This window comes from Actinocrinis sp., assembly GCF_035650855.1.
GTDB lineage: Bacteria > Actinomycetota > Actinomycetes > Streptomycetales > Catenulisporaceae > Actinocrinis.
The window spans coordinates 1-16403 of the sequence record NZ_DASRGV010000292.1; the positions used below are offsets into that span (position 1 = coordinate 1).

The following is a 16403-nucleotide window of genomic DNA, read 5'->3' on the forward strand; positions in this document are numbered from 1 at the left end:
GCGGCGGCCATGGCGGCGGGGAAACGCCCGGACCCATTCCGAACCCGGAAGCTAAGCCCGCCAGCGCCGAGGGTACTGCCGGGGAGACCCGGCGGGAGAGCAGGACACCGCCGCACAACCCGTAAGTTAGGCCCCACCCGAAGTCATCGGGCGGGGCCTAACTGCGTTATAGCGATGCTTCCGGACCAGACACCGCGGCCGACGAGCTAGCGCGCTGACGCACGCGGTGGCCTCCCGTCGCCTGCTCTTCCCCGCCCTTCGACCCTTTCCGCACACAGCGCACACGGCTACACTCCGGGCGGTTCATGCGGGCGTAACGCACCCACGCGATACTGTGGGACCGAGCTGTGGATCAGATCCTCACACCGTGCACGGCACGGCCGAAGCGGGAGCGTGGAGCATGGAACGGCAACAGGAGTTCGTCCTCAGGACCCTTGAGGAGCGAGACATCCGGTTCGTCCGTCTGTGGTTCACGGACGTCCTCGGCTTCCTCAAGTCTGTCGCCGTCGCCCCGGCCGAACTGGAGCAGGCGTTCGCCGAGGGCATCGGGTTCGACGGGTCCGCGATCGAGGGCTTCGCGCGCGTTCACGAGTCCGACATGCTGGTCAAGCCGGACCCGTCCACGTTCCAGATCCTGCCCTGGCGCGCTGAGGCACCCGGGACCGGCCGCATGTACTGCGACATCCTGACGCCCGACGGCACCCCCTCCTATGCAGACCCCCGCTACGTGCTCAAGCGTGCGCTCGCCAAGGCCGCGGAGAAGGGCTTCACCTTCTACACCCACCCCGAGATCGAGTTCTTCCTGTTCAAGGACCAGCCGGAGCGCGGTCTCGAACCCACGCCGGTGGACTCCTCCGGGTACTTCGACCTGACGCCGCACGGGGTCGGCCACGACTTCCGTCGCCAGGCGATCACCCACCTGGAGTCCATGGGCATCTCGGTCGAGTTCAGCCACCACGAAGCCGCGCCCGGCCAGCAGGAGATCGACCTGCGGTACGCCGACGCGCTGACGACCGCCGACAACATCATGACCTTCCGGCTGGTGGTCAAGGAGGTCGCACTCGAGCAGGGCGTGTACGCGTCCTTCATGCCAAAGCCGCTGAACAACCACCCCGGCTCCGGGATGCACACGCACCTCTCCCTCTTCGAGGGCGACCGCAACGCGTTCAACGAGCCGGGCGCCGAGTACCAGCTGTCAAAGGTCGGACGCTCGTTCATCGCGGGCCTGCTGCGGCACGCCGCCGAGATCACCGCGGTGACGAATCAGTGGGTGAACTCCTACAAGCGGCTCTCCGGCGGCGGCGAGGCCCCCGCCTACATCTGCTGGGGACACAACAACCGCTCTGCCCTTGTGCGGGTGCCGATGTACAAGCCCGGCAAGAGCCAATCGACGCGTGTGGAGATGCGGTCGCTGGACAGCGCGTGCAACCCGTACCTCGCGTACGCGGTGCTGCTTGCCGCCGGGATGAAGGGCATCGAGGAGGGCTACGAGCTGCCCCCCGGCGCCGACGACGACGTGTGGACGCTCACCCGGGCCGAGCGGCGCGCGCTGGGCATCGAGCCGCTGCCGGCGTCGCTGCACGAGGCGATCGCCGTCATGGAGCACAGCGAGCTGGTCGCGGAGACGCTCGGCGAGCACGTGTTCGACTTCTTCCTCCGCAACAAGCGCGCGGAGTGGGAGGAGTACCAGCGTCAGGTCACGCCGTTCGAGCTGACGAGGTATCTGCCGGTCCTGTGAGCCGCCGGCGGCGGCGACCTGCGTGTTCGTGTTCTTTTATCACGGGCCCGTAACGGCTGGTTATGCCGCTCGCTTCCCTGAAGTTCACTCGCGAGTAACTTCGGCGTGGACGCCAGGTCCGCACACCAGAGCAAGCTCTTACTCCGCACATCCTGAGTAGCCGACCCAGCTCGGCTCCATGCGGAGGGGAAGACGTGGCAAGACTTCCACGCACTATCAAGCAGGCCGCCCGGCGCCCGGTGGCCGTCGCGGGTACCGCCGCGGCCGCGGCGCTCGGCCTGACGTTCGCGCTCGCCCAGCCGAGCTGGGGCAGCGGAGGCGCGGCGACGCCCGCGGCGCCGAAATCCGGGGGCAGCGTGCTTCTCGGCGCCGCGGACTCGGGGTCCTCGACCGCGACGCCGATCAAGCACCTCGTGGTGATCTTCGATGAGAACATCTCGTTCGACCACTACTTCGGCACCTACCCGAACGCGACCAACGCGGACGGAACCAAGTTCACCGCCAAGAAGAACACCCCGGCGGTCGACGGCTTGACCACGTCACTGCTCACGAACAACCCGAACGGCGTCAACCCCAAGCGCCTCACCCCCGCGCAAGCCCTCACCTGCGACCAGGGCCACGGCTACAACGCCGAGCAGAAGGCCTACGACAACGGTCTGGCGGACAAGTTCCCGGCCAACACCGGCGTGGAGAGCTGCTCGTCGCCTGACGTCGGCGTGCCCGGCCTGGTGATGGACTACTACGACGGCAACACCGTGACCGCGCTGTGGAACTACGCGCAGAACTACGCGATGAGCGACAACTCATACGACACGGTGTACGGCCCGTCGACGCCCGGCGCGATCAACCTGATCTCGGGCCAGACCCACGGCGGCTACGCGGTCAACGCAGCCGGCCAGAAGGTGACCGACGCGAGTGTCGTCGCGTCCGCTGACGCCAACGGCATCGGCACCGACGTGCGTGACAGCGACCCGGCGTTCGACGACTGCTCGAACACCAGCGACCACCTCGCGATGACCGGCAAGAACGTCGGCGACCTGCTCAACGCCAAGGGTGTCAGCTGGGGCTGGTTCCAGGGCGGCTTCGGCGCGACCGCGCCGGCGACCGCGACGAGCAAGGCGGTCTGCGGCCAGTCGCACAACAACGTGGGTGGCGCGACGATCACCGACTACAGCCCGCACCACAACCCGTTCGAGTACTACGCCTCGACGGCCAACGTGCACCACACCGCGCCGGCCTCGGTCAACGAGATCGGTCACAACGGCCCGGCGAACCACCAGTACGACCTGTCCTACTTCTACAAGGCCATCGCGGCGAACAACCTGCCCGCGGTGTCGTACGTGAAGCAAGCCGAGTACCAGGACGGGCACGCCGGTTACTCCGACCCGATCGACGAGCAGCAGGGCGTGGTGTCGCTGATCAACGCGCTGGAGAAGTCGAAGGACTGGAAGAACACCGCGGTCGTCATCGCGTACGACGACTCGGACGGCTGGTACGACCACGTCGCCCCGCCGAACGTGAACTCCTCCAAGGACGCGAACTGGGACTTCCTCAACGGCACCGGCGTATGCAACACCCAGTCCCGGGTGCCGCTCGGCGGGTACCAGGACCGTTGCGGCTACGGCCCGCGCACCCCGCTGCTGGTGATCTCGCCCTACTCGAAGGCGAACTACGTCGACCACTCGGTGACCGACCAGACCTCGATCCTGAAGTTCGTCGAGGACAACTGGAAGACCGGTTCGATCGGCGACAACTCCTTCGACGCCGTCGCGGGCTCGCTGAACTCGATGTTCGACTTCGGCAAGCGCAGCGCCGACCGGGTCATCCTCGACCCGAAGACGGGCGCGGTGCTCTGCGACTGAGCACTGAGCACTGAGGACTCGGGACTGAGCGAGGTCAGGCGGCGGCCGGCAGCTGGATCCCGGTCGCTTGCCTGATCAGCGAAGCGACGTAGTCACGAAGGCCCTGCGGCGTGCTGCCCTCCGGAACCAAGTGGGGGGCGGCGCGCCGCAGCAGTTGCAGGCCGAGCAGCACCGAATAGGCGTACATCATCGAGGTGCGGGCCTGCTCGGCGTTCTCGCCGCACTGCTCGCGCAGGCGCAACGAGAAGGCCATGCGCTTGTTCAGAATCCGGTTGATGACGGGTCCGATCACCGGATGATCGGCATTCCACAGCAGCACCATGAAGATCTGCATGTCGCGGTCGGAGTCGGCGACCCAGCCGACGGCGGCGCGGTGCCGCTCGTCCGCGTCACCGATGCTCTCCAGGCGGGTGATCAGCTCGTCGGTGGCGGTGCGCTCCCAGTGGTTGACCGCGGCCTCGAGCAGCGCGTTGCGGTCCCGGAAGTGCCAGTAGAACGAGCCCTTGGTGGCGCCGAGACGCTCGGCCAGCGGCTCGACGGCGACCGCGCGCAGACCGTCGCGGGCCAGGGCGTCGAGGGCGGCCGCGGTCCAGTCGGTTCGTGTCAGGGTCTTGCGTTCCCGGGGCCGGATCGGGCCCGGGTGCCCGGCGGGACGAGCACTGTCCTGGTCCGCCCGCGCGGCCGGCGACGGGGAACCGGGGTGAGGGGTGGAAGTGGGGGCGAGGATGCTCTCACGCATGGCGTCACCGTAGCGCAGCGGAGGGTAACCGCGTGGGCTGCGACTCTTTTGAGCGAACTGCGTACGAATTGGCGTCATACTCGGCGCTCACCCATCTGAGGGAGTCAGCGCGTCGATTTCCCAGGGTGGGCATGGACCGCACTGCTGGGCGGGTGGACGGTGTGGTGCGGCGATGGAGAGCGGTGGCGGGGAGCGGTGGGGAGCAGTGGGAACTGCCGGTGCTGAAGGCGGTTGCCGGTCCGGCCGATCGCGTGACTCGTCGGGTGTGGCTGGTTAAAGTCATCTGGTGGTCGTTGATCGGGAACGGGAATCCCAGCTCAGCCTGCTGGCGCGGCGCGGTTTCGTCGATCCGGCTGCGGCGGCGGCGCTGCTCGGCTCGGAGTCGTTCGGTGAGCTCGGCCGCGATCCGGTGGTGCTCGACGCGCTGAGCCGATGTGCGGATCCCGATCTGGCGCTGGCCGCGCTGGGCCGGCTGCTCGAGGTGAGCGATGCGCCGCAGACCTTGCGCGCGACCCTGGCCTCGTCGAAGCCGCTGCGTGACCGGCTGCTCGGCGTGCTTGGAGTCAGCGCGGCGCTTGGTGATTTTGTGGTGCGGCATCCGGAATCCTGGCACGTGCTGGAGGAGTTCGAGGTCGAGGACCTGACGCCGCAGCCCGACCGATTCCGCGCGCTGATGTTCGAGCCAGTTGGGGCGCAAGCCGGGAGCGGGGGGAGGGCTGCGGAGGCGGGATCCGGAGCGGGCGCCGGTGCCGGCGGCGGCGCTGGTGCCGGTGCCGGTGGCGATCTTGATACCCGCGCCGGTGGCGGTATTGGCGCCGGTAGCGGTCTTGGCGCCAGCGCCAGTGTCGGTGGCGGGATTGACTCGCGAGCAGACGGGCGCCGAACAGAAGGCGCCTCCCCTCCATTAGCGAGCCTGACCGGACTTGCCGCCGAAGACGCGCTGCGCGTCGCCTATCGCAGAGCATTGCTGGCGATCACCGCGCGGGACGTGGCCGCGTCCGCAGACTTGTCGGCCGTCGCCGCCGATCTGGCGGAATTGGCCGGGGCGACGCTGGAGGCGGCGCTGGCTGTGGCGCGTGCGGAAGATCCGGCGAGCGCTGCGATGTGCCGACTCGCGGTGATCGGTATGGGCAAGTGCGGTGCGCGTGAACTGAACTATGTCAGCGATGTCGACGTCATCTTCGTCGCTGAGCCGGTGCGTCCGGAGGGGGCAGACGCGGCGGCGGGAGCGGTGACGGTCGACGACGCTGAGGCGCTGCGCGCGGCAACGCGGCTCGCATCGCGGATGATGCGGCTGTGCTCCGACAGCACCGCTGAAGGCAGCATCTGGCAGGTCGATGCGGGGCTGCGGCCCGAAGGCAAGTCGGGGCCGCTGGTTCGCACGTTGGCGAGCCACGCTGCGTACTACCAGCGGTGGGCGAAGACCTGGGAGTTCCAGGCGCTGCTGAAAGCGCGGTCGGTGGCGGGTGATGCGGCTCTGGGCGCCGCATATATCGCGATGATCAGCCCGATGGTGTGGGCGGCAGCCGGGCGCGACCACTTCGTGGATGACGTGCAGGCGATGCGGCGTCGCGTGGTCGATCATGCGACCGACACATTGCGGCGCGCTCCGGGTTCAGTCGCCGTGGACCGGGAGCTCAAGCTCGGACCCGGCGGTTTGCGCGACGTCGAGTTCGCGGTACAGCTGCTGCAGCTCGTGCACGGACGCCGCGACGAGACGCTGCGCGTGCAAGGCACGCTCGAGGCGTTGCGGGTGCTGGCCGATGGCGGGTACGTGGGCCGGGAGGATGCCGTGCATCTCGCGGACGCCTACCGCTTCCTGCGCACGCTCGAGCATCGTATTCAGCTATTCCGGCTTGAGCGCACACACACGATGCCCGACGACCCGGCGGCGCTGCGCCGCATCGGTCGCTCCATGGGATGGGCGATCGATCCGGCGGGGGAACTCGGCAAGGCGTGGCGCGGGCACGCCCGAGAGGTTCGGCGACTGCACGAGAAGTTGTTCTACCGGCCGCTGCTCGTCGCAGTCGCGCGGCTGGATGAGAGCAGCGCGGCGGCGGTGCCGAGTGGCACGGAACCGGGCCCGCGCCTGTCAACGGAGGCGGCCCGCGCGCGGCTGGAGGCGCTGGGATACGCGGATCCGGCCGGAGCGCTGGCGAACATCGAGGCGCTTGCGACCGGGGTAAGCCGACGTGCGGCGATCCAGCGCACCCTGCTGCCCGTGATGCTGGGCTGGTTCGCGGATGCCCCGGATCCTGATGCCGGGCTGCTCGCGTTTCGGCGGGTTTCCGATGCGCTCGGCTCGACGCCCTGGTATCTCAGGACATTGAGGGATGAGGGCGAAGCCGCGTGGCGACTGGCCCGGATCCTTTCGTGCGGCGGATACGTCCCGGACCTGTTGCTCCGCGATCCGGCAGCGGTCTCGTTGCTGGGAGAGCGCAACGGCGGCTTGGTGCTGCGTGACCGGGCGGCCATCGAGGCGGAGATGATGGCCGTGGTCGACCGCGCACCGAGTGCCGAGCAGGCGGTGACGGCGGTGCGAGCGATCCGGCGGCGGGAGCTGTTCCGGATCGTCGCTGCGGATCTGCTGGGGTTGTTGGACGGCGAGGCCGAGACGTCGGCGGGGGATGGTGGTGGCCTGGGAGGGGCGCAGGCGGGGGATGTCGTCAGTCGTGGTGGTGCGCTGGTAGGGGATGGCGGCGGTCTCGGCGGCGCGCACATGCGGGGGCAGGCAGGGACCGAGGCGTCAACGGATCCGCTCGACCGGCTTGGACGAGCGCTGACGGACGTGACCGCGGCGACGATCGAGGCGGCGCTCGCGGCAGTGATTGCCTTTCGTGTGGCGGGCGACGCGTCGAGTAGGCAGCGTGAAGCATCGAGCGGCGATGAGGTGGCCCAAGGCTCAGCCGCAACGTTGGATGCTGGGGCGAGGGCTCTGTCGGGTGGCGGGTCGGATGAAGCGTCAGACGCCGCATTGGGTGGCGGGACGGGCGACGGGACAGGCAACAGCGACGATGGCGGGTCCGGTGGTGCGCCGGGCGCTGGTTCGGACGGCGGTGGTGCTGGGGCGTCGAGTGGCTTGGTGAGCGGCGGCTCCGGTGATGAGTCCGGTGGTGCGCCGGACGATGGGGCGGGCGTCGGGGTTGCTGGGGCGTCGAGTGGTGTGTCGAGCAGCGGGTCCTCCAACGGTGGTTTGGATGCTGCGGCGAGGGCTGTGTCGGGCGACGACGGCTCGGACGTAGCCTCGGACGCCGCCTTGGATGTCGCGGACGCGTTGCGCGAGTCGGACGCGGGGGCCGACGCTCGCTGGCAGCTGCCGACCCGGCTCGCGGTGATCGCGATGGGCCGGTTCGGCGGCGGCGAGCTGGGTTACGGCTCGGACGCCGACGTGATGTTCGTCCACGAACCGGTGGCTGGCGCCGACGAGCATCGGGCCACGGCGGTCGCCTTCGAGCTCGCCAACGAGTTGCGCCGGCTCTTGCAGGCACCTGGGACCGATCCGCCGCTGGCGATAGACGCCGACCTGCGGCCGGAAGGGCGGCAGGGGCCGCTCGTGCGCAGCCTCGCGTCTTACGCCGAGTACTACCGGCGGTGGTCGCGGGTCTGGGAGTCGCAGGCCCTGCTGCGTGCCGCGCCGGTGGCGGGTGCGAAGGACGTCGGCGCGCGGTTCGTCTCGCTGATCGATCCGATCCGGTACCCCGTCAAGGGATTGGCGGACTCGGACGTGCTTGAGATCCGGCGGCTCAAGGCGCGGATGGAGGCCGAGCGGTTGCCGCGTGGCGCCGACCGAGCCTTGCACACGAAGCTCGGTCCGGGTGGCTTGTCAGATGTCGAATGGGTGGTTCAGCTCCTTCAGTTGAGGCATGGGGCTCAGGTGCCCGCGCTTCGGGTCACGGGCACTCGGGCCGCGTTGGCGGCGGCCACCGCGGCCGAGTTGATCGGCGAGGACGACCGGCTGCTGCTCGATGACGCCTGGTACCAGACGACCCGGATGCGCAACGGCATCACCCTCGTGCGTGGCCGCGCTTCTGATCAGGTGCCGACCGGTGCGCGCGATCTGGCCGTGATCGCGCGCTACCTGGACAGCTGGCACCGCGCTGGAGTGGCTGCGGCCGAGCACGCCCCCGGTCTCGGGGGTGGAGCTGGGGCCAGTGCCGGGGGCGTGGCTGGTGCCGGCGCGGGTGCGGGTGCTGGAGGCGGGGCCGGAACCGCGCCCTGGGAAAGCGGGGGCGCGGTGCTGGCGCTCGGTGGTCTGCTCGATCGCCACCGGGCCGACAAGGAGGCGTTGCTTGACGCGCATCGCCGCCGCGCGCGTCGGGCCCGGGGCGTGTTCGAGCGGCTGTTTTATGGATGAGGGCTTGTCAGGGAGCTGACCTCGCGCGGGAGATTGCTCGCTCGGAGGCAGACGCAGGTGCTGGGGAGAGGTTGCTCGCTGCGGTGTTGACGGTTGCGGAGTTGACGGCTGCGGCGGGAGCGGGGGCCGGACGGGGGAGTTGGCTCGTGGCGGTGGAACGCGGGCTGAGCGCGGCGCCGGGTTCCGGCTGCTCGTCGAGCCGGCGGCCGAGTTCGTCGACCAAGCGCATGCGGACCGCCTCGCGGCGTACCGCAGAGATGCTGCGCTCGTGCCGGTGGCTGATCTCGATCCAGCTCAGGTCGCCGAGCACCTCCGCGGTCAGCCGGGCGCGCTCCTCCTCGGTCCAGACCACCCCGGCGTTGCGGTGCGGCCCCGAGCCGCGCCCTCGCGGTGGACTGCCGCGCCAGGTCAGCGCCGTCACCTCGGCTCTGGGCACGCTGCGCACCACCGTGTTCCCGGTGACGAAGTGCAGGTGCGGGCCTTCGAAGCGGACCGTTTCGGCGATCAGGCTGACGGTGACCGGCTCCGCTCCGGAGCCGAGCCAGCCGGGACCGGCCTCGGCGGCGATTTCGAGCTCGATGACGGACGCGGCGGCGCGCGGGGTGGCGGTGGACGGTGCGGACATTTCTCCTCCTTCAGTCGAGTGCGGACGAACTATGACGTCCAGTCACTGACTATGACAGGAGGTACCGACAGAAACTGATCAAGCGTCAGACGGCCGGCTCGACGGGAGCCGGAATCTGACGCTTGATCAGCGGAAACGCGGATTGGAACTTTTGGGCGGGGCTTGTTCGCTCAGCCCGCGTACTTCTGGATCAGGGCGCCGAGGCGGGGAAGGGCGGCCTCGACGTTCTTCACGCCGCTCGGGCGCACGGTGCTGTACGCCTTCTTCAGCGGCGCGCGCTCCGACTTCTCGGCGCGCTCGTCGGTGACCGAGAGCAGGGCCTCGGAGACTTCGCCGCCGCGCTTGGCCAGGTAGTCGCCGAACTCGGCGCCGCCCGAGGCGGTGAAGTCGGCCCAGTACGGCTCCAGCTTGGCCACGAAGTCCGGAAGCAGCGCGTCCACGGCGTCGTGGATGATGCCGGAGGCGAAGGCGGTGACGGTCTTGTAGGCCAGCTTGATCGCGGTGCCGGAGATGCCCGACTTGTCGGAGACCTCCTGGTCGATCAGCGTCTGGCAGTCGGCGACGACCTTCGGGCGGTTATCCGGCGTGAGCAGGATCTCCTGAAGCGTGGCTGCCATGGCGTGTTTCTCCTCGGTGGTTGGGGCCGTGCTGGGGTTGCGGCCGCGTGGCTGCGTCGGACTAACTGCGTGTCGGATTGTCTGCGCGCGACCGAGTGCGTACCTCGGACGGGGTTGTTCATCGCCGTCCGACTCAGGGTCCGCACAGGTTACCGTACTCAGGAGAAGAGTCGTATTTCCGAGACTCGAACTGATTGCCGGGCGGCAATTCGGGGCGTGCGGGACTGTGAACGGTGCGTGTCCGGCGCGAGGGCAGGCGAATGCGCGCCCCCGCCGGGCCCGCGCCGCGATGTACTCGCGGACGCGGAACCGGCGGGGTGCGGTGTGACGGCCAGTCAGTCGCGCAGAAGGACCGTTAGGCGGGCAGGCCCAGGTCGCGTGCGATCAGCAGGCGTTGGACCTCGCTGGTGCCCTCGCCGATCTCCAGGATCTTGGCGTCGCGGTAGAACCGGCCGACCGGGAACTCGTTCATGAACCCGTAGCCGCCGAAGATCTGGGTGGCCTCGCGGGCGTTGTCCATCGCGGCGTTGCTGGCCACCAGCTTGGCGATCGCGGCCTGCTTCTTGAACGGCTTACCGGTGATCAGCAAGGCCGCGGCGTGCCGGTACGCGAGCCTGGCCGTGTGCGCGCGGGCCTCCATGTCGGCGATCTTGAACTGGATCGCCTGGTACTGCTCGATCTGCCGGCCGAATGCCGCGCGCTCGCGGGCGTACCGCAGCGACTCGTCCACGCAGCCCTGTGCGAGACCGGTAGCGAGGGCGGCGATGGCGATACGACCTTCGTCGAGGATGCGCAGGAACTGTGCGTACCCGCGGCCGCGCTCGCCGAGCAGGTTCTCCTCAGGCACCCGGCAGTCTTCGAAGGACAGGCCGTGCGTGTCCGAGGCACACCATCCGACTTTCGAGTAGCCCGGCTCGACCGTGAACCCGGGCGTGCCGCTCGGGACGATGATCGACGAGATCTCCTTGCGGCCGTCCTGCTCCGGGCCGGTCACCGCGGTCACCGTCACCAGGCTGGTGATGTCGGTGCCGGAGTTGGTGATGAACGACTTCGATCCGTTGACCAGCCAGGAGCCGTCGGTGAGCGCCGCGCGGGTCTTCGTCGCGCCGGCGTCGGATCCGCCGCCCGGCTCGGTAAGGCCGAAGGCGCCTAGCCGTTCGCCCGCGCACAGGTCCGGCAGCCAGCGCTGCTTCTGCTCCTCGGTGCCGAACCGGTACACGGGCATCGAGCCGAGCGAGACGCCGGCCTCCAACGTGATGGCGACCGAGGAGTCCACGCGCGCCAGTTCCTCGAGGGCGAGGCAGAGCGCGAAATAGTCACCGCCCATGCCGCCGTACTCCTCCGGGTACGGCAGGCCGAACAGGCCCATCCGCCCCATCGAGGCGACCAGCGGGTAAGGGAAGGCGTGCCGCTCGTAGTAGTCGCCGATCACCGGGGCGACCTCGGTGTGGGCGAACTCCTCGACGGTCTTGCGGAGCTCTTCGTACTCCGCGGGCAGTTCCGGATCGAGCACTGTGATCAGTCCTTTGTGAGGGCTTGGACGGCTCTGGAAGGGGCCGGTCGGCCGAGTTGGTCGGCCATCCAGCGGGAGGTCGCGACGAGGGCCGGCAGGTCCATGCCGGTGTCGATCCCGAGTCCGTCCAGCATCCACACGAGGTCTTCGGTGGCGAGGTTGCCGGTGGCGGACTCGGCGTAAGGGCAGCCGCCGAGGCCTCCTGCGGAGGCGTCGACGGTGGTGATGCCGACCTGGAGCGCGGCGAGGGTGTTCGCCAGCGCCTGGCCGTAGGTGTCGTGGAAGTGCACGGCCAGCCGCGCCGGGTCCACGCCCCGGGTTCCGAGCAGGTCAATGAGCGTTCTGACGTGCCCGGGAGTCGCGGTACCGATGGTGTCGCCGAGGCTGATCTCGTTGCAGCCCGCGGTAAGCAGCCGTTCGACGACTCTCGCTACAGCGCTGGGGTCGACGGGTCCTTCCCATGGGTCGCCGAAGCACATGGAGACATAGCCACGTACCCACAGCCCGGCTTCGAGTGCGGGCGTTACCACGGCCTCGATGTCGGTAAGGGCACCGTCGATCGTGGTGTTGAGGTTGCGTTGTGCGAATGTCTCGGTGGCTGAAGCGAATACCGCGATCTCACGCACTCCGCAGGCGAGAGCCCGGTCGTACCCGCGCAGGTTCGGCACCAGGACCGGGTAACGCAGCCCTGGGCGCCGCTCCAGCAGCTTGAAGAGCGTCTCGGCGTCGGCGAGCTGCGGTACCCATTTCGGGTGCACGAAGCTCGTCGCCTCGATGGTCGTGGAACCGGCGTCAGCGAGGCGTTCGATGAACTCGGCCTTGACCTCAGTCGGGACTGTGGTCTGCTCGTTCTGCAAGCCGTCGCGGGCACCGACCTCGTACACGGTGACGCGAGAGGGGAGCCCTGCGTGCGGGAAGACTTGGGGGAGTCGCGCGCTCATGACGGGTCCTCGGTTCCGGACGCTGCGTTGGTCGGCTCAGCGTCGATGACGAACAGCTCGGCGCCGATCGACACTTGCTCGCCGACGGAGGCGCCGACGCGCGCGACTACTCCATCGTGCGGTGCGGTAAGCGTGTGCTCCATCTTCATCGCCTCCAACGCGCCTAGCGGTTCGCTGGCTGACACGCGTTGCCCGGCCGCGACCTTGACGGCGATCACGGTCCCCGGCATCGGAGCGCGCACCACGCCGTCGAGCGGCGCGGACGACGCCGCGGCGGCTGCGCGCGCCTGGGTGGAGAGGGCGCGGGCCGGAAGCGGCGGACCGGCAAGCCGCCAGCCGTCGCGCAAATCGAACGGCGTGGGGCCGTCGGCTTCGAGGCGCGGGTGGAAGGGCAGGTCGGGATGGCGGTCCAGCCACGCGGTGTCGATCGTCGCCTCGGCGAACTGCGACGAGCCGAGCAGGGTGCGCAGGAAGGCGAGGTTCGTGATCAGGCTGTCGATGCGCGACTCGGCGAGCGCGCCGAAGATCGCTCGCCGCGCGGACTCTCGGTCAGGGCCGTAGCCGGTGACTTTGCCGATCATCGGGTCGTACCACGGCGGGACCTCGTCGAAGGAGCGCAGCGCCGCGTCCACGCGCACGCCTTCGCCGTGCGGCCAGACCACGACGCCGGCCCGCCCGGCCTGTGGAAGGAATCCGTGCTCTGCGTCTTCGGCGTACACGCGGACCTCGATCGCATGCCCGCGCGACACTACGTCCTCTTGGCGCAGCGGCATCCGCTCACCGGCGGCGATGCGGATCTGCAACTCCACGAGGTCCAGGCCCGTGACCAGCTCGGTGACCGGATGCTCGACCTGAAGCCTGGTGTTCATCTCCAGCAGGAAGAATTCGTCGTCGGATACGAGGAATTCGACCGTTCCAGCGTTGACGTAGCTGACCTGCGCGGTCAGCCGGACGGCTGCGGAGAGGAGCTGCTCGCGAAGCTCGCCGGAAATCGTGGGGGCGGGGCTTTCCTCCACGACCTTCTGGTGCCGCCGCTGTACCGAACAATCACGCTCGCCTAGGTGCAGCACGGTGCCGTACGCATCCGCGAGTACCTGAACCTCGACGTGACGCCCATGCTCCACGTACCGCTCGACGAGCAGCGTGCCGTCCCCGAACGCTGACTCGGCCTCGCGGCGCGCCGCCGCGAGTGCGTCGGAAAGATCAGCTGCGTTACGCACGATCCGCATGCCCTTACCGCCACCACCCGCCGCGGCCTTGACGAGAACCGGGAAGTGCATGTTCGGATCATCGGCCTGATACGTCGGCAGTACCGGTACGTCGGCCTGCTCGGCGATCCGCCGCGCGTAGTCCTTGCGGCCCATCGCCTCGATCACGTCCGGAGGCGGACCAATGAAGACGAGCCCTGCGTCGCCGCAAGCCCGCGCGAATGCGGCCCGCTCGGAAAGGAACCCGTAGCCGGGGTGTACCGCGTCGGCGCCGCTCTCCTTCGCGGCGTCGAGTAACGCGTCGATGTTGAGGTACGAAGCCGTCGGTGCGCTGGAATCCGAGTCGTCGACGCCGATACGTACCGCTTCATCGGCTGCGGTAACGTGCGCCGCCTCGCGGTCCGCGTCTGAGTACACGGCGACCGTCCTGATGCCCATGGCGCGCGCCGTGCGGATGATCCGCAGCGCGATCTCGCCTCGGTTGGCGATCAGGATCTTGGTGATGTCAGTCATCGTCTCCGTCCCGCCCTACATCCGGAAGACGCCGTAGCCGGTGGGAGCCGGCGGCGCGTAAGAGGCGGCGGCCAAGGCCAGCCCGAGGACCCGGCGCGTGTCCGCGGGGTCGATGATCCCGTCGTCCCACAGCCGCGCGGTCGAGTAATACGGCGAGCCCTGCGCCTCGTACTGGTCGCGCACCGGCTTCTTGAAGGCTTCCTCTTCCTCGGCCGACCACGCTCCGCCCTCGGCCTCGATCCGGTCGCGGCGCACGGTCGCCAGCACCGTCGCGGCCTGCTCGCCGCCCATCACCGAGATGCGCGCGTTCGGCCACATCCACAAGAAGCGCGGGTCATACGCCCGGCCGCACATGCCGTAGTTGCCCGCGCCGAACGAGCCGCCGATCACGACGGTGAACTTCGGCACCGTCGCGCAGGAGACCGCGGTGACCAGCTTCGCGCCATCCTTGGCGATGCCGCGGTGCTCGTAGTCACGGCCGACCATGAACCCGGAGATGTTCTGCAGGAAGACCAGCGGGACGCGGCGCTGCTGGCACAGCTCGATGAAGTGCGCGCCCTTGAGCGACGACTCGCTGAACAGGATGCCGTTGTTCGCCAGGATCCCGACCGGATACCCGTGGATCTTCGCGAACGCGCACACCAGCGTCTCGCCGTACCGCGCCTTGAACTCGTGCATCTGCGAGCCGTCGACGATGCGCCTTATCACCTCACGCACGTCGTACGGGATGCGCGGATCTGCCGGTACCAGGTCGTAAAGCTGCGCGGGATCCTCGGCCGGAGGCGCCGGGTCCTCGGGCACGAGCCACGGCTCGGCTGGCGGGAGGGTGGCGATCGCGGCGCGCAGCAGTTCGAGGGCGTGCTCGTCGTCCTCGGCGAAGTGGTCGGCGACGCCGGACAGCCGGGTGTGCACGTCGGCGCCGCCCAGCTCCTCGGCGGTGACCACCTCGCCGGTCGCGGCCTTCACCAGCGGCGGGCCGCCGAGGAAGATCGTGCCCTGGTTGCGCACGATCACCGTTTCGTCGCTCATCGCCGGTACGTACGCGCCGCCGGCCGTGCAGGAGCCCATCACCGCCGCGAGCTGCGGAATCCCGGCCGCCGAAAGCCGGGCCTGGTTGAAGAAGATCCGGCCGAAGTGGTCCCGGTCCGGGAAGACCTCGTCCTGCAGCGGGAGATAGGCGCCGCCGGAGTCCACGAGGTACACGCACGGCAGCCGGTTCGCGGCGGCGACGTCCTGCGCGCGAAGGTGCTTTTTGACGGTCATCGGATAGTACGTGCCGCCCTTGACCGTCGCGTCGTTCGCGGCGATCACGCACAGCCGACCGTGTACGCGGCCGATGCCGGCGATGATGCCGGCCGCCGGGACCGGGCCGCCGTGCTCGGCGTACAGGCCGTGCGCGGCCAGTGGAGCGAGTTCGAGGAACGGGGAGCCGGGGTCGAGCAACCGGTCGATGCGTTCACGCGGCAGCAGCTTGCCGCGAGCCGTGTGCTTCGCTCGGGCGCGCTCGTCGCCGCCCAATCGCACCCGGGCCAGGTTCGCGCGCAGCTGCTCAGTGAGGCCGCGCAGGTCAGGGCTGGCAACGCCCGCATCCGCGACCGCGTTGACTGCGCGCGCGTCCGCGTTCGGGGGCAGGGGCGCCCGCGGTGTCGTCGACGGCACCGTCGCCGCCTTTCTGTTCGGTTCGGTGACCCGGTGCTTGTGGCACGCGGCGTCTCGACTCGACGTGTTCGACCCTCGACTGGTGGCCGACGATCGTGATGTACCCCGGAGTATCGCGGATACCCCGCCAGGTTAGCCCAGTGCCAGCCCCGCGTGATTCGCGAGGAAGGCCATGGTGTCCGCGGCCAGATCGATCCTGCGCGAGATGGCCCGGGCGCCGTGTCCGACGCCGGTCTCCCGCCGCAGCAGGATCGGCCGTCGCGCCGGATCGCCGCTGGTGGCCCACTGCAATGCGGCACACAGCTTGCGGGCGTGCAGCGGATCGACGCGCGTGTCACCTTCGAAGACCGTGAACAGCACTGCCGGGTATTCGGTGCCCTTATGCACGTTGTGCACTGGTGAGTACGCGAACAGGGCCGCGAGCTGCTCCGGGTCGGCGGCCGAACCGTATTCGACATTCCAGGACTCGCCGAGGCCGAACAGCTCGTACCGCACCATGTCCAGCAACGGAGCTGAACAGGCCACGGCGCGGTAACGCTCGGGATGCTGCGTAAGCGCGGCGCCGACGAGCAGGCCACCGTTTGAGCCGCCCTGGATCGCGAGTTGATCGGAAGTCGTCCAGGCCCGGTCGATC

The 16403-nt window shown here is 69.2% G+C and carries 11 protein-coding genes and 1 rRNA gene; 4 read left to right on the forward strand and 8 right to left on the reverse strand.

Annotated elements, in window-relative coordinates; all coding sequences use genetic code 11:
• The 3 genes from rrf (at window position 1) to VFB40_RS20975 (ending at window position 3600) form a co-directional block, all read left to right on the forward strand.
• Window positions 1-116: ribosomal RNA gene (rrf, locus tag VFB40_RS20965) — 5S ribosomal RNA — on the forward strand.
• Window positions 117-400: 284 nt separating this feature from the next.
• The gene (gene glnA2 / locus VFB40_RS20970) at window positions 401-1738 is read left to right on the forward strand and encodes a gamma-glutamylpolyamine synthetase GlnA2 (RefSeq protein WP_324853267.1); all 1338 of its coding nucleotides are present in this window, start codon (window positions 401-403) and stop codon (window positions 1736-1738) included.
• Window positions 1739-1932: 194 nt separating this feature from the next.
• On the forward strand, window positions 1933-3600 hold the full coding sequence (locus VFB40_RS20975) for a phospholipase C (protein WP_324853269.1): 1668 nt from the start codon (window positions 1933-1935) through the stop codon (window positions 3598-3600).
• A gap of 34 nt (window positions 3601-3634) precedes the next feature.
• On the opposite strand, the gene VFB40_RS20980 is transcribed toward VFB40_RS20975, so the two are convergent.
• Window positions 3635-4339 (reverse strand): TetR/AcrR family transcriptional regulator, encoded by a 705-nt coding sequence (locus VFB40_RS20980; RefSeq protein ID WP_324853271.1) that lies wholly within the window; start codon window positions 4337-4339, stop codon window positions 3635-3637.
• Between the two features lie 286 nt (window positions 4340-4625).
• Here VFB40_RS20980 and VFB40_RS20985 point away from each other — a divergent pair, with 286 nt between their 5' ends.
• Window positions 4626-8693 (forward strand): bifunctional [glutamine synthetase] adenylyltransferase/[glutamine synthetase]-adenylyl-L-tyrosine phosphorylase, encoded by a 4068-nt coding sequence (locus VFB40_RS20985; protein ID WP_324853273.1) that lies wholly within the window; start codon window positions 4626-4628, stop codon window positions 8691-8693.
• A gap of 7 nt (window positions 8694-8700) precedes the next feature.
• Here the strand turns inward: VFB40_RS20985 and VFB40_RS20990 are convergent, their stop codons facing one another.
• From VFB40_RS20990 to VFB40_RS21020, 7 genes are all read right to left on the reverse strand, one after another.
• Window positions 8701-9318, reverse strand: a complete 618-nt coding sequence (locus VFB40_RS20990; RefSeq protein WP_324853274.1) for a hypothetical protein — start codon at window positions 9316-9318, stop codon at window positions 8701-8703.
• Between the two features lie 170 nt (window positions 9319-9488).
• Window positions 9489-9935: a DUF6918 family protein gene (locus VFB40_RS20995; RefSeq protein WP_324853276.1), complete on the reverse strand. Its 447-nt coding sequence runs from the start codon at window positions 9933-9935 to the stop codon at window positions 9489-9491.
• A 355-nt stretch (window positions 9936-10290) separates the two neighbouring features.
• Window positions 10291-11448 (reverse strand): acyl-CoA dehydrogenase family protein, encoded by a 1158-nt coding sequence (locus VFB40_RS21000; protein WP_324853278.1) that lies wholly within the window; start codon window positions 11446-11448, stop codon window positions 10291-10293.
• A 5-nt stretch (window positions 11449-11453) separates the two neighbouring features.
• Window positions 11454-12389 (reverse strand): hydroxymethylglutaryl-CoA lyase, encoded by a 936-nt coding sequence (locus VFB40_RS21005; protein ID WP_324853280.1) that lies wholly within the window; start codon window positions 12387-12389, stop codon window positions 11454-11456.
• Complete coding sequence (locus VFB40_RS21010; RefSeq protein ID WP_324853282.1) at window positions 12386-14110, reverse strand: acetyl/propionyl/methylcrotonyl-CoA carboxylase subunit alpha; 1725 nt, start codon at window positions 14108-14110, stop codon at window positions 12386-12388. The genes VFB40_RS21005 and VFB40_RS21010 overlap by 4 nt, the downstream gene beginning before the upstream one ends.
• A gap of 15 nt (window positions 14111-14125) precedes the next feature.
• Window positions 14126-15676, reverse strand: coding sequence for a carboxyl transferase domain-containing protein (locus VFB40_RS21015; RefSeq protein WP_349261572.1), 1551 nt, complete (start codon window positions 15674-15676; stop codon window positions 14126-14128).
• 225 nt (window positions 15677-15901) lie between these two features.
• Window positions 15902-16403: prolyl oligopeptidase family serine peptidase (locus VFB40_RS21020; protein WP_324853286.1), on the reverse strand; the 502-nt coding region annotated here is incomplete at its 5' end.

What these genes read in the sequence shown, in the direction of transcription:
- VFB40_RS21010 (WP_324853282.1), bottom strand. Translation starts at nt 14,110, where the DNA reads ATGACTGACATCACCAAGATCCTGATCGCCAACCGAGGCGAGATCGCG.
- VFB40_RS21005 (WP_324853280.1), bottom strand. Translation starts at nt 12,389, where the DNA reads ATGAGCGCGCGACTCCCCCAAGTCTTCCCGCACGCAGGGCTCCCCTCT.
- VFB40_RS20990 (WP_324853274.1), bottom strand. Translation starts at nt 9,318, where the DNA reads ATGTCCGCACCGTCCACCGCCACCCCGCGCGCCGCCGCGTCCGTCATC.
- VFB40_RS20980 (WP_324853271.1), bottom strand. Translation starts at nt 4,339, where the DNA reads ATGCGTGAGAGCATCCTCGCCCCCACTTCCACCCCTCACCCCGGTTCC.
- VFB40_RS20995 (WP_324853276.1), bottom strand. Translation starts at nt 9,935, where the DNA reads ATGGCAGCCACGCTTCAGGAGATCCTGCTCACGCCGGATAACCGCCCG.
- glnA2 (WP_324853267.1), top strand. Translation starts at nt 401, where the DNA reads ATGGAACGGCAACAGGAGTTCGTCCTCAGGACCCTTGAGGAGCGAGAC.